The sequence below is a fragment of the Halobaculum halobium genome (assembly GCF_030127145.1).
GTDB lineage: Archaea > Halobacteriota > Halobacteria > Halobacteriales > Haloferacaceae > Halobaculum > Halobaculum halobium.
Genome location: NZ_CP126158.1, coordinates 2,140,667 through 2,162,144 on the forward strand (window position 1 = coordinate 2,140,667; position 21,478 = coordinate 2,162,144).

Genomic DNA, 21,478 nt, shown 5'->3' on the forward strand with positions numbered 1-21,478 from the left:
ATTCGAGGGCGACGACCCGGATCGAGCGAGGCGGGGACTTTCGCGGTCGCGGTCGCGACGGGCCCTTCGATCGCTCAGAACCGAAACAGCTACTATCGACTCGCGACTCCCACACCGATCCGATGCCCGACATCCGCGGCGTTGCCCTCGGCGCCATCCGCCACCCGGCCACCGGCGAGTACCTCGTCCAGCGGCTCCCCGGAACTGACGACACCCACTTTCACCGCTTCATCGGCGGGGGGATCCACGTCGGCGAGGCGAGCGACGCGGCGCTGGAGCGGGAGTTCCGCGAGGAACTGGGCGTCGCCGTCGAGGCCGGCCCGGCGGTCTGTACCGTCGAAAACCTGTTCGAGTGGGGCGGCGACTCCCACCACGAGTTCGCGATCGTGCGCGAGGCGACGTTCGCCGACGATTCGCTGTACGATCGCGATCGATTCACCGGCGTCGAGGACGACGGCGGCGACGATGGCGGCGACGACGACCGATTCGAGTACGAGGCGTACTGGCGCTCGTTGACGGCGTTGCGGGCGGCCGACGCGCCCTTCTTCCCCGTCGGCGTCGCCGACGCGGTCGCGGTCGACGGGCACACGCACGTCGTCAGTCCACTCGACGCGGACGCCGGGGCCGTCGCCGACGCGGTCACCGGTGCCGACACTGACGCCGTCGACGAGTGATCAGTCGAACCCCGATAGCAGCGTCACGAGCCACTGCATCGCGTCCCCTCGCTCGCGCACCTCTACCGATTCGACCCACTTCACCCACTGGAACCCTCGTCGCCCCGGTGCGACCAGCCGCGCGGGCGCGCCGTGACCGTGCGAGAGCGGTTCGCCGCGAACGTGCGTCGCCACCAGCGCCTCGCGCGCCTCGTCGATCGGGAGCGACCACCGGTAGCCCGTCACCGACGTGAACCGCACGTAGCGCGCGCGTTCGCCGTCCGCGCCTGCCGAGTCGAGCAGGTCGCCGACGCGGACGCCGCCCCAGCGCTGGTGGGTGTACCACCCGGAGGTGCAGTCGAGCGTCGCCGCCAGTTCCGCGTCGGGGTCGCCGCCGCCGATCGCTTCGAACGGGAGGTCGAGTTCCTGATCGACCAGCCCCCGTACCGAGAGCGACCACGACTCGCGGTCGACGGGGTCGGGGTCGTCGGCGACCCACGAGGTCACCGGGAAGCCGCCGCCCTCCGTCTCGGTGTCGTAGAGGTCTCCGGTCGGTTTCGACCCCGTGAAGCGACGACCCGCCCCGCCGAGGACGCGGTCGGCCGTTTCGGTCGCGCGCCAGGCGACGGTCCCGGCGACGAGCAGCGCGCCCGTCCGCAGCGCCGCGCGCCGGTCGAGGTCCACGTCGCGCGGGGAGTGGTACCGGCCCCGGAGGTGCCACAGCACCAGCGGGACGAGCAGCAGACCGAGGCCGACGTGGAGGTTGAGCGTCGTCCACGCGAGCACCGGGACGTTGCCGCCGAGCACCCAGAAGACGCCCGTTCCGAGGGAAGCGAGCGTCACGACCGCCTGCAGCACCGAGAGCGGGGTGAAGCGATCCCACGCCGCCGCAGTCGTGACCCGCCGACGGACGCGGTACAGCTTGAACGCGACGAGCGCCGCGAGCGTCAGCCCGACCGTCGAGTGGAGCCAGAACACCCACGCACCGCTCGGCGTCCCGCGGGTGAACGAGTACAGCCCGGAGACCACTTCGACGGCGACAGAGACCGCGATGGCCCAGTCGACGACGCGGGCCGGCGGCTCGCTCGCGCGCAGGGAGCGCACGACGGCCCCGCGGAGGCGACTCATGTCCGATCGGAGGGGCCGGATCGACATAGGTTCGTGGCCGCTCGTCGCCCGCGATGCCCCCGGCCACCGTCCGCAACGTCCCCGCCGGTCGCCTGCAACGCCCGCGGCGGGGACCGCGACCGCGACGGCAACGCACAAGTCCCGCTCGGTCGTCGTCCCGTGCATGCCAGTCGCACTCGTCACCGGTTCGTCGCGCGGTATCGGCGCGGCGATCGCCGAACGCTTCGCCGCCGACGGTTACGACGTCGCCGTCAACTACCACACCTCCGAGGACGCCGCCGAGGAGACGGCCGACGCGGTCCGCGCACACGGCCAGGACGCCCTCGTCGTCGGCGCGGACGTCGCCGACCCCGACGCCGCGGCGCGTCTCGTCGACGCCGCGGTCGACGACCTCGGCGGCCTCGATCACGTGGTCAACAACGCTGGCATCGACCAGCACGTCTACACCGAGGAGCTCTCACCCGACGATTTCGACCGCGTGATGGACACGAACGTCAACTCGGTGTTCAACGTCACCAAGGCGGCGCTGGGGACCCTCCGCGACAGCGACGCCGAACCCACGCCCTCGGTCACCAACGTCTCGTCGATCCTCGCGTACACCGGCGCGCCGATCGAGGTCCACTACGCCGGATCGAAGGGGGCGATCATCTCGATCACGAAGAGTCACGCCCGCGACTTCGCCCCCGATGTCCGGGTGAACGCGGTCGCGCCGGGGCACGTCGAGACGGACATGACGAGCGACCGCAGCGAGGCCGAGAAACGAGAAGAACTGGCGGAGATCCCGATGGGGTACTACGGCCAGCCGGCGGACATCGCGGAGGCGGTCGCGTACCTCCGCGACGCGCGGTTCGTCACCGGGGAGACGCTCAACGTGAACGGCGGGGAGTTGATGCGGTAGCGCGTCTCAGCCGCGTACCGACGCGACCTCACTCGCCGCGCAGCCACTGCCGGCGCACCTCGTACTCCTCCTCGTCGAGTTCGCCGCGGGCGTACCGGCGATCGAGCACGTTGCGGGCGTCGGCGTCCCGCTCGTCGCTGCCGGCTCGGGTCGCCAGCGTGACGGCGCCGTAGACGATCGCGCCGAGGACGGCGAGCATCACGAGCAGACCCAGCAGCCCTCCCCAGGCGCCGGCCCACGGGAACAGGCCGCCGCCCATCGTCCCGCCGGCCCACCCGCCGCCCGCCATGCCGCCGCCCGTTCCGGGTCCCATCGGTCCGTGCGGACCGGCCTGTGCGAGCACGTCGAGCAGTGTGACCATCGTGTTCATTTACAGTTGTGTATTTGGGCATCAAGGCTGTCTGCGTTACGACGGTTCTCGGATGCTGGGACTCGCGTTCCGGCGAGGCGGTCCGACAGCTCCGGCCGCGGATCCGCCTACAGCGCCGACTCGATCCGATCGAGCCCCTCCGCCAGCCGGTCCATCGAGTTGGCGAACGAGAGCCGAAGCTGACCCTGTCCGGCCTCGCCGAAGCCGTCGCCCGGCGCGAGCACGACCCCGGCCTCGCGGCACAGGCGCTTCGCCAGCGGGAGGCTGGCTTCGTCGGTGTCGGGGTCGAGGAACGCGTAGAACGCCCCCTCCGGCTCTGGCGCGGTGACGCCGTCCATGTCCGCCAGGCGGTCGGCGACGTAGCCGCGACGCTCGCGGAAGGCGTCGTACATCGCCTCGACGGGCGCTTGCGGGCCGGTGAGCGCGGCGATCGCGGCGTGTTGCGCCACGCTGCCGGTGCAGGCGGTGGTCGACTCCCGGATCTTCGTCGCCTCGTCGACGACCGTCGGGTCGCCGGCGAGCCAGCCGACGCGCCAGCCCGTCATCGCGTACGTCTTCGAGCAGGAGCCGACCGTGAGCACGTGCTCGGGGTGGCCGGTCAGCGCCGCGATCCCGGTCGGGTCGCGGTCGTACGTTAGCTTCGCGTACACCTCGTCGGCGATGACGTACGCGTCGTGCTCGGCGGCGGCGTCGACGACCGCCCGGACCTCCTCGGGGTCGGCGACGCGGCCCGTGGGGTTGGAGGGCGAACAGAGGACCACGAGCGAGGTGTCGTCGCTCATCTCGGCGATCAGCGTGTCGGCGTCCAGGTCGTAATCTGGCGCGGGCATCGGCACCTCGACCGGCGTCGCGTCCGCGAGTCTGGCCTGCGTCCAGTAGTTCGGCCACGACGGCGACGGGAGGAGGACCTCGCTATCGGGCTCGACGGTCGCGAGGAACGCGAGGTGGAGCGCCTCCATTCCCCCGGTCGTGGTCAGGACCTCGTCGGGCGCGTGGCGCACGTCGTACTCGCGCGCGAGGGTGTCGCTGATCGCCTCCCGAAGCTCCGGGAGCCCCGCGTTGGAGGTGTAGTGGGTGTGCCCGCCGCGGGCGGCCGCGACCGCGGCGTCGACGACGTGTTCGGGCGTGTCGAAGTCCGGTTCGCCAACCTCGAGGCGGACGAGATCGCGGCCCTCGCGCTCCAACTCCTGGGCGAGATCGAACATCTCGCGGATGCGCGAGCGGTCGCACGCTCGCACGCGGGCGGTGGGTTCGTGCATGCCGAGAGTGTTCGCCCGCGAGCGTTTCAAGCTACGTGTGGGGGCAGAGTGGAGCGTACGTGCGGGAGCGGAGCGTCCGTGAGAGGGCGGAGCGGAGATCGGTCGGCCTACCGAGGCACGGCGTCGACCCGACGCGCCGGCGACGGCGGAGCGGACGCTCGCCGGCGGATCTGGCCGCCGGAGCGATACCGACCGAATACGAGCCATTTCGTCCGGGTAACGAAGCACCGTGACCGATTCGTCTCTCCCGGATACCCATGCCGTCGTTCAACCGAACCGACTCGGGGTACAGTCGCCGCGGCGTCCTCCGTGGACTCGCGGGTGCAGGGATCGGCGTCGCCGGGACGGCCGGCGCGACGGCGGCGGGCGACGACGGCGACGGGGCCCGCCCGACCGTCCTCACGCAGAACGTCTACTTCGGAATCGACTTCTCGCGGCTGCTCGCGGCGGACTCGGTGCGCGCGTTCCGACGGATCGTCGGCGAGTTCGTCGACGAGATCGAGCCGCGGGTGTACCGCGCCCGCGCCGACGCGGTTGCCGCGGCTGCCGCGGCCGCCGACGCGGACGTGATCGCGCTCCAGGAGGCGACGCTGTTCCGGATCCAGCGCCCCAGCGACTACGGCTCGCAGGGGAGCGCCGCCGCGGAGGAGGTCGTCGACCTGCTCGACGAGGTCGACGCCGCGCTGGCCGACCGGGGGCTCGACTTCCGGCGCGCCGCGGTGACGACGACCAGCGACGCCGAACTCCCGGCGACCACCGACGGCGGGACGGCAGACCTCCGAGTCACCGACCGAAACGCGGTGCTCGTGCGCGAGGGACTCGACGTTGACAGCGTCGAGACCGACACCTTCGCCGCGAGCCCCTCGATCCGGATGCCGGACACCGACCAGACCGTCGCGCTCCGACGCGGGTACGCTCGCGCGGACGTGTCGATCGGAGGCGGCACGGTTGCGGCCGTCTCGACGCACCTGGAGTCGGTGTCGTCTGTTCTGCGCGTCCTCCAGGCGTCGGAGCTCGTCGAGGCCCTTCCGACCGATCGGCCGGTGTTGCTCGGCGGGGACTTCAACAGCGGTCCCGGGACCGAGCCGGCCGCCTACGACCTCCTGACGGACACGTTCTCCGACCCGTTCGTCCGGCTGGACCCGTCGGGCGAGGGCCACACCTGCTGTCAGGACCCGGACCTCAGAAACGACCGCTCGCAGTTGAACCGCCGGATCGACGGCGTCCTCCGACGCGGCGCTCTCCGGGCCACCTCGGTCGGTCGCGTGAACCACCGCCGCGCCGACCAGATCGACGTCCGCGACCGCGACGAGGACCGAACGGCCACCCTCTGGCCGTCGGACCACGCCGGCGTCGTCGCGACCTTCCGCTCGGCGTGAGCGACCGCGGGTCGGCCGCCACCGCCGCTTCCGGTCGGCGACGGCCCCTGGATCGCGGGCTCTGTCTGCCGCCGCGCCCGCGTCGCCTCCGCCAAGCACCGTACCTTTATGTCACTTGTCCGTTTCCTGCTGTGACCGTATGGTAGACTGCGTACGCTGTGAGACGGACATGGGAACGGTCGAGACGGCGACTCACTGCACGGAGTGTCGAACCGGGCCGCTCTGTTCGAGTTGCTGGGGGGTCTCCGTCGAGCGGCCGGCGGGGACGTTTTGTGCTGACTGCTTGGACGACATGGAATAGGCGCCCGGAAGTCCGGGGTCAGCGATCAACTCGCCCGGCCGACGCGTCGGACGCGAGCTCCGCTGGCGGCCCGCCGGACAGCCGATCCCGGTCGTGCGACTCGGTGAAGTCGATGTCCGGTCCGGTCGGCACGAGCCGCTTGGGATTCAGGCTCTCGTGGGAGCCGTAGTAGTGACGGGTGATGTGGTCCATGTTCACCGTCTTCGCGACGCCGGGCGTCTGGTAGACGTCCTTCGTGTACTCCCAGAGGTGCTCGTACTCGTGGACCCCGCGGCGATTGCACCGGAAATGGGTGTGGTAGACGTGATCGAAGCGGACCAGCGTCGCGAACATCGCCACGTCGGCCTCCGTGAGGCGGTCGCCCGCGAGATACCGTCGGTCAGCGAGGAGCTCGTCGTACTCGTCGAGCGCGTCGAACAACTCGTTGACCGCCTCGTCGTACGCCTCCTGGGTGTTCGCGAACCCCGCGCGGTAGACGCCGTTGTTGATCCGCGGGTAGATGTCCGCGATGCGCTCGTCCACCGCCTCGCGGGAGCCCACCGGCCAGAGGTCGACCCCGTTGCCGAGGTCGTCGAAGGCGGTGTCGAGCATCCGCATGATCTCCTCGCTCTCGTTGTTGACGATGGTCTCGCGCTCTTTGTCCCACAACACGGGCACGGTCACGCGGCCGGTGTATTCGCCGTCGGCCCGCCGGTAGATCTCTCGGAGGTAGTCAGCGCCGTACAGGGGGTCGGGCTGTTCCTCGGAGAACTCCCAGCCGTCGTCGTACCGCTCCGGTTGGGTGAGCGACAGCGAGATCGCGTCCTCCAGCCCCTTCAGCGCGCGCGTCAGCGCGACGCGATGGGCCCACGGGCACGCCCGGCAGATGTACACGTGGTACCGGTCGGCCTCGGCCGGGAACTCCGGGTTGTCGACGGGATCGGCGCCCGGCTCCGGGACCGAGCCGTCGATCCAGTCGCGGAAACTCGTCTCGCTTCGCTCGAACTCGCCGGAGTCGCCCGTGTCGCGGCGGACGCCGGTGCGCCACTCGCCGTCGACGAGCATGTTGGTCGCGTCGCTCATTCGTCGTGACCTATCCTGTGCCGCCAGACGCTAAAGCCGTGTGGCGTCGGAAGCATCCGCTGTGCGGCCGCTCGTCCTCGACGGCCTGGAGATATATTCTGAAACACGGGAAATGAATTATAGTGGTGCGGACGGATCGCCGCGACATGGGACGCAAGTGCCAGAACTGCGGGGGGACAGTGACGGAGCAGTACGCCCGAGTGTTCGCGCCCGACACGGCGGCCGGGCCGCGGGTGTGTCCGAACTGCGAAGACCTCGTGCGCGACGGCGCGAGCGTCCGCGAGGCGCGGGCGAACCGGGGGTAGTACGTCTCCGCTCCGACACGCCGCGCGCTACTCGACGGTCCCCGCGCTGACCCGACCGAACCCGCCAGCGAGCGTCCGGTACGTTGCGTCCGCGCACGCCTCTCGAAGCGCGCGGTGTGCGGCGGCGACGCGCTCGTCCTGCACGGCCGCCGGCGACCGCCCCAGCGACTGCGCGGTTCCGGGCGGAGATCCGCCCCGCACGAACAGGCGGAACGCCGGGTTCAGCGCCCGCCAGCCCGCCCGCGCCGTCCGCGCCAGATCCAACAGCGCGATGCGCCCGCCCGGACCGACGAGGTCGGCCCACCCGCGCACGGCGGCGGCGGGATCGGCGAGCATCCCGGCGACGAACGCCCCGCAACAGGCGTCGACCGCCTCGGCGCGAAGCGGCGGCCGCGTCGCGTCGCCGCACACGAGGCGGCCGGGATCGCCGCGGGCGGCGCCGCGCTCGCGGGCGACGCGGAGCACGCCGGGCGAGAAGTCGACCCCGACGTAGGCGCCCTCGGGGCCGAGCGCGCGCTCGACGTAGGGGCGGTTCGCCGCGGTGCCGCAGCCGAACTCCACGACCGTGGCGCCCGGCGCGGGGTCGAGCGCGTCGACGAGCGCCTCGCGGAGCCGACCCACGACCGGGCCGCGCCTGGCGAGCACGTCGTAGAGCCGAGCGAGGCGGCTGTAGAACTCCGGCGCCGACAGCGACGCCGGCTGGAGCAGCGGGGTCACCACGGCTACAGGAGCGCGCGGACCGTCCGGGCGACCGTCGGCGCGTCCGGACCGACGAGGTACAACACCGGCTCGACGCCGACGCCGCCGGTCTGGTAGACGGCGACCGACTCGGACTCGGGGCCCGCATCAGCCAGCGCGTCCCGAACGGGGTCGTCGGCGGCGCCGGCGTCGGTCTCGCCGTACTCGCGGGGGCGGAACTCGACGGTCGCCGCGCCGTCGGACTTGAGGGCGGCCACGAGGTCGGGGTCGTAGCGGACGTTCACCGCCGCGCGGGCGTCGACGCCCGCGGCCCGCGCCGACAGCAGCACGCCGGCGACGTGCTCGCTGACGCCGAACTCGGGGTCGCTCGGGACGCGGGCGGTCCCCTTCACGTCGAATATCCGCCCCGGGACGGCCGCCACGTCGTCGATGTCGGCGGCGTCGGGCACGCACTCCACGAGGTTCGAGCCGACGTTCGGGATGAGCCCCGCGAACCCCGAGGCCGCGGTGAGCGTGCGGACGCCCCGGCGCAGCGACGAGAGCGTCCGCTCGCGGTCGCGCAGCCCGCTGTCGGGGTCGTGGACCGCGAAGTCGTACTCGGCGCCCGCCAGCTCGGGCATCGCCGCCTCGTGCAGCTCCGCGAGCAGGTCGCCGGCCTCCAGCCGCCGGATCAGCACCTCTACCTCCACGAGCGCGCCGACGCGACTCAGATCGCCCGAGGCGAGCCCCTCGGCGACGCGATCGACAGCCTCGCGAACGCGCTCGTCGTCGGCGACGCGGTCGTTCGTCGCCACGTCGCCGTGGGCGTACTTCGACACCGCCGACTGGCTGATGCCGAGCGCGTCGGCGACCTCCCGCTGGGTCAGGTCGCGCTCGCGCAGCGCCTCCGCCAGCATCGCGCGAACGGTCGGGAGGAACTCGTCGACGACCACCTCCTCGATGAACCTCATCGCTCGGGCTCCTCGGACGGGGATCCGGCGTCGCCGCCGCCGAACTCGGGGTCGTCGCCGATGCGGGAGGCCTGCGGCCCGGACTGCCCCTGGTACTTCGAGCCTCGCTCGGCGCCGTAGGGCCGGTCAGCGGGCGTCTTCAGCTCCGTGAAGGTGAGCTGCGAGATGCGCATCCCCGGCGAGAGCGCGACGGGCGCGTTCCCCAGGTTCGACAGTTCGAGGGTGATCTGGCCGCGGTACCCCGGGTCGCACAAGCCCGCGGTCGCGTGGACCACGATCGCGAGCCGGCCCAGCGAGGACCGGCCCTCGACGTGGGCGACGATGTCGTCGGGGATGGCGACCGTCTCCTTGGTGGTGCCGAGGACGAAATCGCCGGGGTGGAGAATGAAGTCGTCGCCCTCGGGGACGTGCGTCTCCTCGACGTACTCGTCGACCTCGCGGGCGTCGTTCGGATGGATACACGGGATGTTAGTCCGGCGGAACTCCAGGAACTCCGAGCCGAGCCGGAGGTCGACGCTGGCCGGCTGGACCTGCGTGTCCACGTCGTCGAGCGGGTCGACGACGAGGTCGCCGTCCCGGAGCCGCGCGAGGATGTCGGTGTCCGAGAGTATCATTACCTGAACGCGCGGTCGCACCGGGCGTAAAGCTCCCGCATCAGGGCGGGCCCGGGGGCGCCGCGGGCGGGACAAGAGCCGGCAACGGGCGGGGATCGATGGTCGGAAACGGCGGGGATCGATGGTCGGCGATCGGAGCGGCTTCCGGGTCAGAACAGTTCGAACAACAGCCCGATCGCGGTGAGGGCGCCGACGATCCATGCGGCCGTCCCCACCGAGAGGTCGCGGGCGTCGGCCAGCCCGTACGTCCGGATCACGCCCGCCCAGACCGCGACGACGGCGGCCGCGAGCAGGCCGATCACCTCGACCCCGCCGATCGCCGACTGGAGGGCGCTCACGGCGCTCTCCGGTTCCTCCGGCAGCGCGGCCGTCCGGAGCCGGTGTATGACCAGTGCGCCGACCGCGAGCAGGCGCGCGAGACTCGGCGTCATCCCCCAGCCGGCGACCGCGAGCGTGTCGGCGAACGAGCCCTCGCCGTCGGCGAGCGCGCTCGCGGCGTGGAGGGTGCCGCCCTGCACGAGCCAGAACACCGGGACGAGTACCACGGCGGCCGGCGGGAGCCACGAGAGCTCCTCGGCGACGAGCGCGCCCAGGCTCCGCTGGACCTCCTTCGGCTCGCCGCAGCCGCTCGGGGTGTCGTCGAGGACCGAGTCCTCACAGAAGGCGTCGCCCGGATACGCCGGGTTATCGACGGTGATCGGCACGTCGAGGGCGGCGGCGAACTCGCCGAGAAAGACGGCCAGGCCGCCGGCGGTGACGAGGGTGACGACCGCGACGGCGGCGGCCGCGTGGGCGAACGGCGGCGAGCCGTCGTGGCGCTCGAAGTAGCTGTCCGGGCGGAGGAGGGGCGTGCGGGGACGTGACATCGGCAGCGATCCTCGGCCGCGCGGTAAATTCCTTTCCGTCGACTGCCCGCGCAGTGCGACACGCTTTCGGTCGCGCTTCCCGCACGCCGGGTATGAGCATGAAGCAGGCCATCGTCGTCCGCACCGATCTGGGGATGGGGACGGGGAAGCTGGCCGCGCAGGTCGCGCACGCGTCGCTGTCGGCGTACGAGGACACCGGCGCGAAAACGCGCAAGGCGTGGAAGGGCGAGGGACAGAAGAAGGTCGTCCTGAAGGCGGCGGGGGAGTCGCAGATCTTCGAGTTGGCCGACCGCGCCGAGCGCGAGGGGCTCCCGAACGCGGTCGTCCGCGACGCCGGACACACGCAGCTCGACCCCGGAACGGTGACGACGCTCGCGGTCGGGCCCGGCGAGGAGTCGATCGTCGACAAGGTGACCGGCGACCTCTCGCTGTACTGATGCGGGAGGCCCACCCCCGCGAACGCGCAACCGGCGTCGACTACTACGTCAGCGACGCCGACGGCGTCGGCGGGCGCCTCCGCGTCGCGCCCGAGGACTTCCGGGTCCGCGAGCGCGAACGGATGGACCCCGAGCCGCTCGACGCCCACGAGGGCTCGTACCCGTTCCTCCTCCTCCGGGCGACGCTGCGCGGGTGGGACACGAACGACTTCGCGAGCGCCCTCTCGAACGCGATGAGCGCCAGCCGCGAGCGCGTCTCGTGGGCCGGCACCAAGGACAAGCACGCGGTCACGACGCAGCTGTTCACCGTCCGCGACGCCGACCCCGAGGAGATTCCGGCCCTCGACGGCGCCGAGATCGAGGTGCTCGGGCGGGTCGGGCGCGACCTCTCCTTCGGCGACCTCGCGGGCAACGAGTTCGCGATCCGGGTTCGCGAGACCGAGGGCGACCCCGACCCGATCACCCGGGATCTGCGGGCGTTCGCCGCCGGCGCCGATCCCGCCGAAGAGGAGACCGCGGACGAGGGCGCCGGCGACAGCGACGGGAACGGCGGCAGCGACGACACGGCGGTCCAGATCGCGGTGCCGAACTACTTCGGGCACCAGCGATTCGGGAGCCGCCGCCCGATCACCCACGAGGTCGGCCTCGCGGCGGTCCGCGGCGACTGGCGCGGCGCGGTGCTCGCGTACTGCGGCAACCCCTACGACACCGAACCCGAGGACTCCCAGCGCGCCCGCGAGGTCGTCGAGGACCAGGCGGACGCGGACAGCCCCGACTGGAGCGCCGCGCTCGACGCGATGCCCGGTCGCCTGCGCTACGAGCGCTCGATGCTCCACCGCCTCGACGACGGCGCCGACTGGCGCGAGGCGCTGGAGGCGGTCCCGTCGAACCTCCAGCGGCTGTTCGTCAACGCCGCGCAGTCGTACGTGTTCAACCGGGTTCTCAGCGAGCGCCTCCGCCGCGGGCTGCCGTTCGCCCGGCCCGTCGAGGGCGACGTGGTCGCGTTCGTCGAGCGGGACACCGCGTTCCCGAAACCGGACATGGACCGCCTCCAGCGCGCGACAGCGGGGCGCGTCGACACGCTCGCGCGCCACTGCGAGCGCGGGCGGGCGTTCGTCACCGCGCCGCTCGTGGGGACTGAGACCGAATTAAGCGACGGTGAGCCCGGCGAGATCGAACGGGAGATCCTGCGGGAGTTAGCTGTCGACCCGGGCGACTTCGAGCTGCCGGGGGAATTCGCCTCCTCGGGGACCCGCCGAGCGGTCCTCCTCCCGACGGAGCTGACGGTCTCCGAAGACGAGGGCGACCCCGTGTTCGAGTTCGCGCTGCCGTCCGGGTCCTACGCGACGTCGGTGCTTCGCGAGTACATGAAACGGGACCCGGAACGGCTCTAGGGCCGCCGCGACGGTCCCGGATGCGACCGCCTCCTCTGGGTCTCTCTACCCGGACCTATTTCTCGTGAACCGCCGAACGACGACCGTGACGCGACAGACCCACACGCGGGGGACCCGGCGATGAACGCCACGGCGATCGACCACTTCGTGCTCACCGTCTCGGACGTGGCGGCGAGCTGTGAGTTCTACGAGTCGCTTGGCGCGGAGGTCGTGACCTTCGGGGACGACCGGAAGGCGGTCCGCTTCGGCGACCAGAAGATCAACCTCCACCCAACCGACGGCGACGTGACGCCCGTCGCGGCCGAGCCGACCGTCGGCGCCGGGGACTTCTGCCTGCTGACGGAGACGCCCATCGAGACCGTCGAGGCCGAACTGCGCGAGCGGGGGATCGAGATCGCGATGGGGCCGGTCGAACGCACGGGCGCGGTGGCGCCGATCACGTCGGTGTACGTCCGCGACCCCGACGGCAACCTCGTCGAGATCGCGACGACCTGACCGCCCGCGCGACGGGACGAACGAACGCGCTTATCCTCGCGCCGTTCCTTCAGACGGTAATGAACTGCCGGCGGTGTAGCTCGGCGCTCCGCAAGCCCGGGGACTACTGTCTCGCGTGCGACACCGCCAACTGCGAGAGCGTCGTTGCCGAGTTCGGGGCCGATCGCGCGACGCTCACGATGCTCGGCTTCGAGCCCGAGCACCCGCCCGACGACTTCGACCCCGAGTCGCTGGTGCTCGGGGAGACGACGGTTACGACGATCCCAGACGACGGTGAGCGCACGGCGCAGGTCCACCTCCGGAACTTCGCCGGCCGCGTCGCCGACGAGATCCGGCGCAAGCGCCCGGAGACGGTGTACGCCGCCGGCGAGCGCGCGCCCCTCCGGGAGGCCCGCGCGCAACTACACTACGAGTTCTACCGCGTTCCCGACGACGACCCCGTCGGCGCCGTCCTCGCCCGCCGCGGGGAGCCGGCGCTGGAGGTGGTCGACGCGCCGCCGGAGGCGAAGATCGGCGGGTCGCACTCGACGCTCATCGGCGAGCGGACCGGGATGAAGGCGATCCTGACGGCGGCCGACCACCCGCACGTCAAGAAGGTGATCCCCGGCCCCATCGACGCCGGCGGATCGGGGTCGCGTACCGGCCTGCGCGCGAAGGTGACCCGCGCCGACAAACACGGGAACGTCCGGCTGCTCCTGCGCGACGGGTCGAGCGTGCAGGAGAACCGCGTCGTCACGACCGCCGGCGACCGCGAGACTGGCGAGCGCGTCCGCGCGGACCTGAACGAGGTGCTGGAGGAGTCGGGGTTCGGCGAGAACGGGAGCCGGTAGCCTCACGAACGCGCAACTGCGGCTGGGAGGACGTCGCCGGGGGACTGTCAGACGGTTCCCTGGTCGCCGGCGAGGCCGTGGTCGTCCGCGTCGGCGCGCGGGTCCGCGCGCTCGTACAGGGCGTGGAGCGTGAACGAGACGTTTCGCTTCCGGCAGCTGTCGCGGTAGGCCGCCAGCGCCTCGCGGTCGGGGAACTGGACGCGGAAGTCCCACCCGGTGTGATCGCCGCTCGCGGACACCGGGCGGGCGCCGGTGGCGGCGAACACGTGGGAGGCGGTTCGCTGCGTCGTCTCGGGCGCGAGCGTCGCCCGGTAGAACCGGAAGTCCGGCCCCTCGCCGAGGACGCGGACGTCCTCGACGGAGCCGTCGTTGCCGAGGGCGTCCTCGAAGCGAGTCAGGTCGTCGCCGCGGGCGAAGAACTCGATGCGCGTCGTGTCGCCCTCGACTGTCCGCTCGAGATCGGCGGTCACCTCGGGGGCGGCCGCGAGGGCGTCGCGGAGAACTGGCGTCGACAGCGTGAATTCGGCGATGAGCATACCGGCGGTCTCCTACCACTGTACCGACCAGCCACGGGCATAAAGTTGTGCCACGCGACGACTGGCGCCGTCGTGTGTCCTGCGGTGGCGCGAGCGCCGACGGGAGCGCGCACCGCGGCGCGACGGGCTGAATTCGCGGGGTTTTTGACGCCCAACGGCGAAGTCGCCTCTATATGGCTGAACAGACGAAGGCGCGGAAGGTCGGCAGCGCCGGCCGCTTCGGCGCACGATACGGGCGCGTCGCCCGCAAGCGCGTGTCGGACATCGAAGCAGAAATGAACAACGCGACGGTCGACGGCGACTCGGTCAAGCGCATCGGGACCGGCATGTGGGTCAACGAGGAGACCGGCGAGACGTTCACCGGCGGCGCCTACCGGCCGGAGACGCCCGGCGGCCGCTCGGTCCGCCGCAGCATCCGCGCCGCGCTCGAAGACGAAAGCGCCGACGAGTAATCCCCGGGTCTCACACAGATGAGCTACAAGTGTTCCCGGTGCAAGCGCGACGTCGAGCTCGACGAGTACGGCGGCGTGCGTTGCCCGTACTGCGGACACCGCGTGCTCCTCAAGGAGCGCGCGCCCGTCGTGAAGGAAGTCGACGTCTCCTAACTCGGGCGGGGTCCCCGTGTCCGACGCGTACGACCACCACGCGGTCCTTCGCTTCCCGTACCCCGACGAGCGGCGCGCCCGCGTCGTCCACGAGGCAATCGGCGTCGAGGTCGGCGCCATCGACGACGACCGATCGACGGCGACGACGGACCTCGACGGCAGCGCCGTCGCGGTAACCGTCCGCGCGCGAGACCTCGTCGCGCTCCGGGCGGGCGTCAACACGTGGACGCGGCTCGTCGAGACGGCCGAAACCGTCGCCGCGGCCGCAGAGTCGTAGCGTCGCCGGTTTTCGCTCGTTCGCTCGCTCCGCTCGCCATCACATCCAATGGCCGGGCTTTTCACCCCGAAGCCCAACTGCCTGAGTATGCAGGGTAATCTGCCGCCGGAAGCACAAGAGAAGATCGAGGAACTGCAGGACCTTCAAGAGCAGGCCCAGCAGCTCGCCGAACAGAAGCAGTCCACGCAGACCTCGCTGACGGAGGCGCAGTCCGCGCTGGACGCGATGGAGGACATCGACGAGGACTCGACGATGTACCGCGAGGTCGGCGAGATCCTCGTCGAGACCGACTACGAGACCGCCTACGACGACCTCGAGGAGAAGGTCGACACGCTGGAGCTGCGCGCCGAACGCTTCGATTCCCAGGAGGAGAAGGTCCAGCAGCAGTTCGAGGACCTCCAGGAGGAGCTCCAGCAGATGCTGCAGGGCGGCGCGGGCGGCGGCCCGGCGGGCATGGGCCCCGGCGGCCCCGGCGCTGGCGGCGCGTAAGCCGTGAGCGACGACCGCCCCGAGCCGACCGACGAGGAGGTCGTCGAGACCGCCTCCGAAGCGGCCGAAGGGGTCGTGCTCGCGCGGTATCGACAGTCTGAACTCCGAGACTTCGACGTGACCGTCTCGTTCGAGGACGGCGTGCTCGACGTGGACGTGTACGTCAATCCGCCGGCCGACGCCGAGGCGGACGCGGACGAAGTTGCCGAGGAAGCCGTTCGCGCGGCCCGCGACGCCGTCGACGAACTGTTCGGAGTCGCCTAACGCGGTCGTTCGCGATTCGATCGCTCCGGCCTTTTCTGGGTGCTACCTGGTACGAACGCTCAACCAGGTCCGTGCGGTGTGATATGACATGGCAGCCCGAGGAACCGGCGGGACGACCGCGCTCGACGTGTACCGCGACCGCCTCCGGGAGGCGCCCACTTGTCCGGAGTGCGGCTACACCGACAACGGCGGTGACTGGCAGACCGCCTACCGCGAGCGACAGCTCGTCTACAGGCACAGCTGTCCTCGCTGTGCGGCCGTCGAGACGCGTGTGTTCCGGCTCGACGGCGCGCGATAGTCGCCGCGGGCGGGCCGTCGCGACCGCGTCGGCCGGCGGCGACTGGGCCGTCGATGACCGCTGGATCTGTCGGCCGACGATAGTAACGCTTAGGCGCGATTCCCTCCAAGAGCGGCTGTGACACCCGCAGGCGACTCGCCCTCACGCGGCGTCCTCCTGATAACGGTCGATTCGCTGCGCGCCGACGCACTCGGCCCGCACACGCCGACGCTGCGCGAGCTCGCACGCCGCGGGACGGCCTTCGAGACGGCCGTCGCGGGCGGCAACTGGACGCCCTTCTCGTTTCCCGACCTCCTCGGTGCGCGCCCGGTGTTCGCCGACGCATCGACGCCGGGACCGGCCGCCGATCCGACGCTCGCGGAGGCCCTGTCGTCGGCAGGCGTGCGCACCGCCGGCGTCAACGCCGGAAACGGCTTTCTCACGGAGTACTACGGCTACGACCGCGGTTTCGACGCGTTCGAGTCGTTCCTCGACGGCGCCCGCACGCCCGTCGGGCGCTTTCTCACCACCCACCCGACGGTCAACGGCTGGGTGCAGTACCTCGGTTGGCCGCTCGGCAACGCGGCCGCGCGCCTCCGCGGACACGAGCGCCGCCACGCGGTCGACACGTCGCACCTCCACGCGCTCGAACGCCGGGCGCTCGACGCGGTCGACGCCGCCGCCGCGGACGACGATCAGCCGTTCTTCCTGTGGCTCCACTACATGGACACGCACACGCCGTACGTCCCCGCGCCGCGGCACGTCCGCGCGGTCACCGACGGCGAGATCGGGTCGTTCCAGACGCTGCTCGGGCACCTCCGCGCCGGGCTCGGCAAGGAGGTCGACGAGGGGACGCTCCGCACCCTACGGGCGCTGTACGACGCTGCGGCCCGGCAGGTCGACGAGTCTGTCGAGCGCGTGCTCGGGGAGCTCTCGGCGGCGGGGCTGCGCGACGAGACCACCGTGATACTGGCGGGTGACCACGGTGAGGAGTTCCTCGACCACGGCCACCTCGCGCACTACCCGAAGCTGTACGATGAACTCGTCCGCGTTCCGTTCATCGTCGACCACCCGGGTGCGCCGGCCCGACGCGAGTCGGCGCCGGTGCCGCTTCGGGACGTTCCGCCGACCGTCTGCGACGCGCTGGGGGTCGAGGCGCCCGCGGCGTTCGCCGGCGAGAGCCTCCTGCCGACGGTGACCGAAGCCACTCCGCCCGAGCGCGGGCCGGTCACCTCGATCGCGTTGCGCGGCGAGTCGGTGACGAGCCAGCCCATCCCCCGCCGGCTCGGCGACGGCACGCCGCTCGTCTCGGCCCGGACCCGCGAGTGGACGTACATCCGCGAACCGGACGGTGAGGTCCGCGTATTCGACCGCAAGCGTGACCCCGGAGAGCGGGACCCGGTCGACCACGACCGCGTTCCGGCCGACGCGTTTCGCGACCTCGAACGCGCGGCCGACGATCGCCTCGCGCTTCTCTCCGACGCCGGCGACGTGGGGACCGGAGATGACACCGGCGGTCACGACGGCGAGGGGGAGGCGACCGACGCGGACGACGAGGTGCCCGACGAGATCGGACGCCGACTCGACGCGCTCGGCTACCGCTGACGGCTAGATTTCACGCGGGCTGATCCGAACGTATTTGTACGAACCCGAGACAGCGGGTGTATGGTCGAGGCGTTCGCGGTGGCGAGCGGGAAAGGTGGCACCGGCAAGACCACCTCCACGCTCGCGCTCGGGATGGCGCTCGCACGGCGGTACGACGTGACCGTCGTGGACGCCGACACGGGCATGGCGAACCTCTTGTTTCACGCCGGACTCGCGGACGCCCCAGTCACGCTTCAGGACCTGCTCGCCCCGGAGGGCGCCGACGGCGTCGACGTCACCGACGCCACGTACGAGCGTCACGGGATGCGCGTGGTCCCGTGCGGCACCAGCCTCGCGGGGTTCGAGCGGTCGGACCCGGCCCGGTTGCGGGCGGTCGTCGCCGAACTCGCCGCGGACACGGACGTGCTCCTGCTGGACTCGCCGGCGACGCTCGCGTCCAAGTCGGCGGTCCTGCCGATCGTGCTCGCCGACCGCGTGGTCGTCGTCACCCAGCCGACAATCCCAGCGCTCTCAGACGCGCTGAAGGTGCAGGAGTACGCCGCCTCCTACGGCACGGGGATCGCGGGCGTGCTATTCAACAAGGTCCGCGGCGACCTCGGCGCAGTCGGCGACCAGGCCGAGCGCTACTTCGACGGACCGACGCTCGGGTCGATCCCCGAGAGCGACGCCGCCCGGGCCGCTCGCGACGCCGGCGAGCCGTTGGTAGCACACGCGCCCGACAGCGAGGCCGCCGAGGCGTACCGCGCGGCGGCCGCCGGGATCGACCCGCGGCCCAACGCCGCCGGCGAGGTCGCCGACCGCTTCCGGAGCGCGGTCGTCCCCGAGCGCCCATGACCGGGGCCAACGGATCGACGCCGCCCGCGACCGCGCCCGTCCGCGAACACCTCCCCCGCGGCGACCTCGTCGGCGCCCGCGTCGCCACCGACTTCGCCGCCCCGCTGGCGGCGTCGCTCGAGGACGGACTCACCGGGTATCTCCGACTGGAGCCCGGCGACGCCCTGCTGGGCGCCGACGGGGGCGAGGCCGTGATCACGCTCGCGGACGGGGTCCCCGTCCTGGCGTACGACGCCGGCGGCGACGCCGACGGCCCGGCGGCGCTGGCGGCGCTCGCGGGAACGACGCCCGTTCGCGTGGAGCGATACCGGCTCCCCGCCGACGCGCTGGCGCCGCTACACGACACTTCGGACGGTCACAGCGAGCCCTTCCGGGTCGCCCCCGGGGCGCCGGCCCGCGAACTCACGGGCGACGAGGCGCTCGCTGAGCGAACCCGAGCGGCCGCGCCGCCGGAGCGCCGCGGCGCCGGCGGTGACCACGACGCGCTGGCGGCGTTTCTCGCCGACGAGGAGCGCGTCGAGGCGGTTCGCCGCGAGGCGCGGGCGGAAGCGCGGGCTCGCGCTGACGAGTGGGGGCTCGCCGATCAGCTCGCGGAGTAGCCGGGTCGCGGCGGAACCGGGGCAGCTACGGTCGCCGAGCCCCTCAGTCGGGCAGTGACGCTGCTCCGACTCTTGGCCGCCCGCGAGACGGCGGACTTCGCCGAGTGGTACCGGGCGGGCGCCGAGTACACCGACCGGGTCGCCGCAGGCATGGGGTTCGACCGCGACGGCGCCGACGCGACCGGCCGCGACCCGGTGGCTGAGCCGGGGCAGACGGTCGTCGCCCTCAGCGAGGGGCGGACCGATCTGTCGCCCGCGACGGCGGGGGTCGTCGCCGCGACGTACCTCGGCGACGCCGCCTTCGGCCGGCCGTTCCTGGCGTACACTCCACGGTGGTATCGGCTCGCGCTCGCCGGGCCGGTGGCGCTCGCGGCGCGTCGCCTCCGCCGGGTGGCGCGGCCGTTTCGCGATCGCACCGCCACCGGCGACGGCGGTGCGGGCGACGGTCGTACTGACCACGCGACGCCGGGTCGAGAGCCCGAGTTCACGCCGCCGTCGGGCCTCGCCGTCGGCGCCGACGCGGTCGCCGCCGTGCGCGACGCCGGTGGGATCGAGGCGTTCGAGCGATCGTTCGTGCTTGCGGACGCCGTGTTGCACACGGAGTGGTTCGCACACGTCGCCGGCGCCGCCGGGATCGTGGTGCCGGCGGACCTCGTCGAGCGCACGGTTCGCGAGTCCGCCGCCTACTACACCGGCCGCCGGGAGGACCTCTCGCCGGACGTGTGTCGGTTCCAGCGGCTGCTGTTCGCCGACGATGCGTGGGTCCGGGACGTCGACACGAGCTATCGGCTGAACTCGGCGCTGTTCGGGGCCTGGGAGCGAATTCTCCGCGAGGAACGGCGCCGGCTCGACCGCGCGGACCGCGGGTGACCGCAGCCGGGACCCGGTCGGTCGTGGACCCGTCAGCGGTCGGCCGCGTCGCTCGCGTGGCCGCGACCCAGCACCAGCGCGGTCGCGTGGGCGACGATCAGTCCGGCGACGAGGAGCGGTCGCGTCGAGGCGGCGCTCGATGCGAGCGCCGGGAGGTACGCCAGCGGGAGAAGGGCGGCGAGCCAGAAGGCGGCCGTCTCGCAGAGGCGAGCGGTTCGGTCGAGCGTGGCGGTCGCGTGGTCGGCCGCTCGGCGGGCGAACTGCGGCGCCGACACGTCGTCGGCACCGGGCGAGGGAATGGAGGGTGTTCGATCGGTCGTGGACATGGGTCGGGCGTACCTGAACGCTGGCGCCCCGACCACCTATACCCGCCAGACCGTTGCGGGCGCTTCGCTCGGTTCACGACTGTTTGCATCCAAATCTGACGGGAGATCCGTCCGTTCACGACCGTTTCAGATCGGCGTAGACCGTTTATTCGGGGCGCTCGTCCGTTTTCGGCCCGGCCCCCGTCTCACATTTGTTCCCGTCTCTCCTCCGACAGTTGGCGGGAGCGATCGTCTCACGTGTTCCGGCGCCGCGCTGCCGACCCACTTTTGCCCTCCCGGATCGACCGCCCGTCCATGCGAGACATCGACGGCGACGCGGTCGCTATCACGGGCGCGAGTTCGGGAATCGGCGCGGCGACGGCGCGGGCGCTCGCGGCGGCGGGCGTCGATCTGGCGCTGGGGGCCAGACGCGAGGGCCGGCTAACCGACCTCGCGTCCGAACTGGAAGCAGCACACGGCGTGAGCGTGGAGGCGACCGCGGTCGACGTGACCGAGCGCGAGCAGGTCGACGCGTTCGTCGAGGGGGCCGCGGAGGCGCTCGACGGCCTCGACGGCGTGGTCGTCAACGCCGGCGTCGGCCTCGACGGCGACCTCGATTCGATGTCGATGGACGACTACCGCACGATGATGGACGTGAATGTCGACGGCGCCTTCCACACGGCGCGGGCGGCACTGCCGCAGCTTCGCGAGTCCGACGGAACCCTCGTGTTCGTCGCCAGTTTCGCCGGCGAGTACCCCCGACCCACCAATCCGGTGTACGCCGCGAGCAAGTGGTGGGTGCGCGGGTTCGCCCACAGTCTGGAGGGGAGCGTCGGCCCCGACGGCGTCGCCGTCAGCGTGATCAACCCCACCGAGGTTCGCACCGAGTTCGCCAGCGAACAGGGCGCGTCGTTCGAGGAACAGTTCGAGTCCGAGGACGTGACCGACCCCGACGCCATCGCCGACGGGATCCGCTTTTGTCTCTCGCAGGAGGGGACCGACACCGTCAGCGAGTTGGACCTCTACCGGCGCGACAAGTTCTCCGGGTGGTAGCGGCGGCCGCGCGGCGCCCGCGCGAAGCGACGACCGACGGCGTCACCGTCGGGGAAGCGCCGATGAAACACCCCGACACGGGGCGGTTGCTCGCCGCGGCTGTCCATCCGCGATCGATTCTTTC

General features: G+C 72.0%; 29 protein-coding genes. 19 read left to right on the plus strand and 10 right to left on the minus strand.

Going from position 1 to position 21,478, the window contains the following annotated elements; genetic code table 11:
• Window positions 1-122 precede the first annotated feature (122 nt).
• Window positions 123-674 (plus strand): NUDIX domain-containing protein, encoded by a 552-nt coding sequence (locus P0Y41_RS11060; RefSeq protein ID WP_284061396.1) that lies wholly within the window; start codon window positions 123-125, stop codon window positions 672-674.
• On the opposite strand, the gene P0Y41_RS11065 is transcribed toward P0Y41_RS11060, so the two are convergent.
• Window positions 675-1,781, minus strand: coding sequence for a molybdopterin-dependent oxidoreductase (locus P0Y41_RS11065; protein ID WP_284061397.1), 1,107 nt, complete (start codon window positions 1,779-1,781; stop codon window positions 675-677). It lies immediately after the preceding gene.
• Between the two features lie 163 nt (window positions 1,782-1,944).
• Between P0Y41_RS11065 and P0Y41_RS11070 the strand changes: the two genes are divergently transcribed.
• The gene (locus tag P0Y41_RS11070) at window positions 1,945-2,679 is read left to right on the plus strand and encodes an SDR family oxidoreductase (RefSeq protein WP_284061398.1); all 735 of its coding nucleotides are present in this window, start codon (window positions 1,945-1,947) and stop codon (window positions 2,677-2,679) included.
• A 28-nt stretch (window positions 2,680-2,707) separates the two neighbouring features.
• Here the strand turns inward: P0Y41_RS11070 and P0Y41_RS11075 are convergent, their stop codons facing one another.
• Both P0Y41_RS11075 and P0Y41_RS11080 read right to left on the minus strand, forming a co-directional pair.
• On the minus strand, window positions 2,708-3,040 hold the full coding sequence (locus P0Y41_RS11075; protein WP_284061399.1) for an SHOCT domain-containing protein: 333 nt from the start codon (window positions 3,038-3,040) through the stop codon (window positions 2,708-2,710).
• Between the two features lie 116 nt (window positions 3,041-3,156).
• Complete coding sequence (locus P0Y41_RS11080; RefSeq protein WP_284061400.1) at window positions 3,157-4,308, minus strand: pyridoxal phosphate-dependent aminotransferase; 1,152 nt, start codon at window positions 4,306-4,308, stop codon at window positions 3,157-3,159.
• A 257-nt stretch (window positions 4,309-4,565) separates the two neighbouring features.
• On the opposite strand from P0Y41_RS11080, the gene P0Y41_RS11085 reads away from it, so the two are divergent.
• Window positions 4,566-5,687: an endonuclease/exonuclease/phosphatase family protein gene (locus P0Y41_RS11085; RefSeq protein WP_284061401.1), complete on the plus strand. Its 1,122-nt coding sequence runs from the start codon at window positions 4,566-4,568 to the stop codon at window positions 5,685-5,687.
• A gap of 319 nt (window positions 5,688-6,006) precedes the next feature.
• Here the strand turns inward: P0Y41_RS11085 and P0Y41_RS11090 are convergent, their stop codons facing one another.
• Window positions 6,007-7,050, minus strand: a complete 1,044-nt coding sequence (locus tag P0Y41_RS11090; RefSeq protein ID WP_284061402.1) for a glutathione S-transferase family protein — start codon at window positions 7,048-7,050, stop codon at window positions 6,007-6,009.
• Between the two features lie 146 nt (window positions 7,051-7,196).
• Between P0Y41_RS11090 and P0Y41_RS11095 the strand changes: the two genes are divergently transcribed.
• On the plus strand, window positions 7,197-7,355 hold the full coding sequence (locus tag P0Y41_RS11095) for a DUF7563 family protein (protein ID WP_432764892.1): 159 nt from the start codon (window positions 7,197-7,199) through the stop codon (window positions 7,353-7,355).
• Window positions 7,356-7,382: 27 nt separating this feature from the next.
• Here P0Y41_RS11095 and P0Y41_RS11100 read toward each other — a convergent pair whose 3' ends face one another.
• The 4 genes from P0Y41_RS11100 to P0Y41_RS11115 all read right to left on the minus strand — a co-directional run bounded on the left by P0Y41_RS11100 (window position 7,383) and on the right by P0Y41_RS11115 (window position 10,484).
• On the minus strand, window positions 7,383-8,072 hold the full coding sequence (locus P0Y41_RS11100; protein WP_284061403.1) for a class I SAM-dependent methyltransferase: 690 nt from the start codon (window positions 8,070-8,072) through the stop codon (window positions 7,383-7,385).
• Window positions 8,073-8,077: 5 nt separating this feature from the next.
• Entirely contained in the window at window positions 8,078-9,004 is a 927-nt protein-coding gene (locus P0Y41_RS11105) for a thiamine-phosphate synthase family protein (RefSeq protein ID WP_284061404.1), read from the minus strand.
• Entirely contained in the window at window positions 9,001-9,618 is a 618-nt protein-coding gene (gene dcd / locus P0Y41_RS11110; protein WP_284061405.1) for a dCTP deaminase, read from the minus strand. The genes P0Y41_RS11105 and dcd overlap by 4 nt, the downstream gene beginning before the upstream one ends.
• Window positions 9,619-9,767: 149 nt before the next feature.
• On the minus strand, window positions 9,768-10,484 hold the full coding sequence (locus tag P0Y41_RS11115; protein WP_284061406.1) for a YIP1 family protein: 717 nt from the start codon (window positions 10,482-10,484) through the stop codon (window positions 9,768-9,770).
• Window positions 10,485-10,582: 98 nt separating this feature from the next.
• Between P0Y41_RS11115 and pth2 the strand changes: the two genes are divergently transcribed.
• The 4 genes from pth2 to P0Y41_RS11135 all read left to right on the plus strand — a co-directional run bounded on the left by pth2 (window position 10,583) and on the right by P0Y41_RS11135 (window position 13,640).
• A complete protein-coding gene (gene pth2 / locus P0Y41_RS11120; RefSeq protein ID WP_284063405.1) occupies window positions 10,583-10,921 on the plus strand; it encodes a peptidyl-tRNA hydrolase Pth2 in 339 nt (112 codons plus the stop codon).
• A complete protein-coding gene (truD, locus tag P0Y41_RS11125) occupies window positions 10,921-12,315 on the plus strand; it encodes a tRNA pseudouridine(13) synthase TruD (RefSeq protein WP_284061407.1) in 1,395 nt (464 codons plus the stop codon). Before pth2 ends, truD begins: the two co-directional genes overlap by 1 nt.
• A 120-nt stretch (window positions 12,316-12,435) precedes the next feature.
• Window positions 12,436-12,810, plus strand: coding sequence for a VOC family protein (locus tag P0Y41_RS11130; protein ID WP_284061408.1), 375 nt, complete (start codon window positions 12,436-12,438; stop codon window positions 12,808-12,810).
• Window positions 12,811-12,869: 59 nt separating this feature from the next.
• A complete protein-coding gene (locus tag P0Y41_RS11135) occupies window positions 12,870-13,640 on the plus strand; it encodes a DUF2103 domain-containing protein (RefSeq protein WP_284061409.1) in 771 nt (256 codons plus the stop codon).
• A gap of 47 nt (window positions 13,641-13,687) precedes the next feature.
• Here the strand turns inward: P0Y41_RS11135 and P0Y41_RS11140 are convergent, their stop codons facing one another.
• The gene (locus P0Y41_RS11140; RefSeq protein WP_284061410.1) at window positions 13,688-14,176 is read right to left on the minus strand and encodes a bacterio-opsin activator domain-containing protein; all 489 of its coding nucleotides are present in this window, start codon (window positions 14,174-14,176) and stop codon (window positions 13,688-13,690) included.
• A gap of 173 nt (window positions 14,177-14,349) precedes the next feature.
• Between P0Y41_RS11140 and P0Y41_RS11145 the strand changes: the two genes are divergently transcribed.
• From P0Y41_RS11145 to P0Y41_RS11190, 10 genes are all read left to right on the plus strand, one after another.
• On the plus strand, window positions 14,350-14,628 hold the full coding sequence (locus P0Y41_RS11145) for an eL43 family ribosomal protein (protein ID WP_284061411.1): 279 nt from the start codon (window positions 14,350-14,352) through the stop codon (window positions 14,626-14,628).
• Window positions 14,629-14,646: 18 nt separating this feature from the next.
• Window positions 14,647-14,781 carry a DNA-directed RNA polymerase subunit P gene (locus P0Y41_RS11150; protein ID WP_284061412.1) on the plus strand — a complete coding sequence of 45 codons (135 nt, stop codon included), beginning with the start codon at window positions 14,647-14,649 and terminating at the stop codon, window positions 14,779-14,781.
• A gap of 16 nt (window positions 14,782-14,797) precedes the next feature.
• The gene (locus tag P0Y41_RS11155; protein ID WP_284061413.1) at window positions 14,798-15,058 is read left to right on the plus strand and encodes a KEOPS complex subunit Pcc1; all 261 of its coding nucleotides are present in this window, start codon (window positions 14,798-14,800) and stop codon (window positions 15,056-15,058) included.
• Window positions 15,059-15,145: 87 nt separating this feature from the next.
• On the plus strand, window positions 15,146-15,547 hold the full coding sequence (locus P0Y41_RS11160; RefSeq protein WP_345783158.1) for a prefoldin subunit beta: 402 nt from the start codon (window positions 15,146-15,148) through the stop codon (window positions 15,545-15,547).
• A gap of 3 nt (window positions 15,548-15,550) precedes the next feature.
• Window positions 15,551-15,811: a DUF3194 domain-containing protein gene (locus P0Y41_RS11165; RefSeq protein ID WP_284061414.1), complete on the plus strand. Its 261-nt coding sequence runs from the start codon at window positions 15,551-15,553 to the stop codon at window positions 15,809-15,811.
• A gap of 88 nt (window positions 15,812-15,899) precedes the next feature.
• Window positions 15,900-16,109 (plus strand): HVO_0649 family zinc finger protein, encoded by a 210-nt coding sequence (locus P0Y41_RS11170; protein ID WP_284061415.1) that lies wholly within the window; start codon window positions 15,900-15,902, stop codon window positions 16,107-16,109.
• A 117-nt stretch (window positions 16,110-16,226) separates the two neighbouring features.
• A complete protein-coding gene (locus P0Y41_RS11175; protein ID WP_284061416.1) occupies window positions 16,227-17,693 on the plus strand; it encodes a sulfatase family protein in 1,467 nt (488 codons plus the stop codon).
• Between the two features lie 60 nt (window positions 17,694-17,753).
• Window positions 17,754-18,527, plus strand: coding sequence for a nucleotide-binding protein (locus P0Y41_RS11180; RefSeq protein ID WP_284061417.1), 774 nt, complete (start codon window positions 17,754-17,756; stop codon window positions 18,525-18,527).
• Window positions 18,524-19,126: a DUF8054 family protein gene (locus tag P0Y41_RS11185; protein WP_284061418.1), complete on the plus strand. Its 603-nt coding sequence runs from the start codon at window positions 18,524-18,526 to the stop codon at window positions 19,124-19,126. The genes P0Y41_RS11180 and P0Y41_RS11185 overlap by 4 nt, the downstream gene beginning before the upstream one ends.
• A gap of 54 nt (window positions 19,127-19,180) precedes the next feature.
• A complete protein-coding gene (locus P0Y41_RS11190) occupies window positions 19,181-19,996 on the plus strand; it encodes a DUF8116 family protein (protein ID WP_284061419.1) in 816 nt (271 codons plus the stop codon).
• Between the two features lie 32 nt (window positions 19,997-20,028).
• Here the strand turns inward: P0Y41_RS11190 and P0Y41_RS11195 are convergent, their stop codons facing one another.
• Entirely contained in the window at window positions 20,029-20,322 is a 294-nt protein-coding gene (locus tag P0Y41_RS11195; RefSeq protein ID WP_284061420.1) for a DUF8028 family protein, read from the minus strand.
• 294 nt (window positions 20,323-20,616) lie between these two features.
• Between P0Y41_RS11195 and P0Y41_RS11200 the strand changes: the two genes are divergently transcribed.
• On the plus strand, window positions 20,617-21,354 hold the full coding sequence (locus P0Y41_RS11200) for an SDR family oxidoreductase (RefSeq protein ID WP_284061421.1): 738 nt from the start codon (window positions 20,617-20,619) through the stop codon (window positions 21,352-21,354).
• Window positions 21,355-21,478 lie beyond the last annotated feature (124 nt).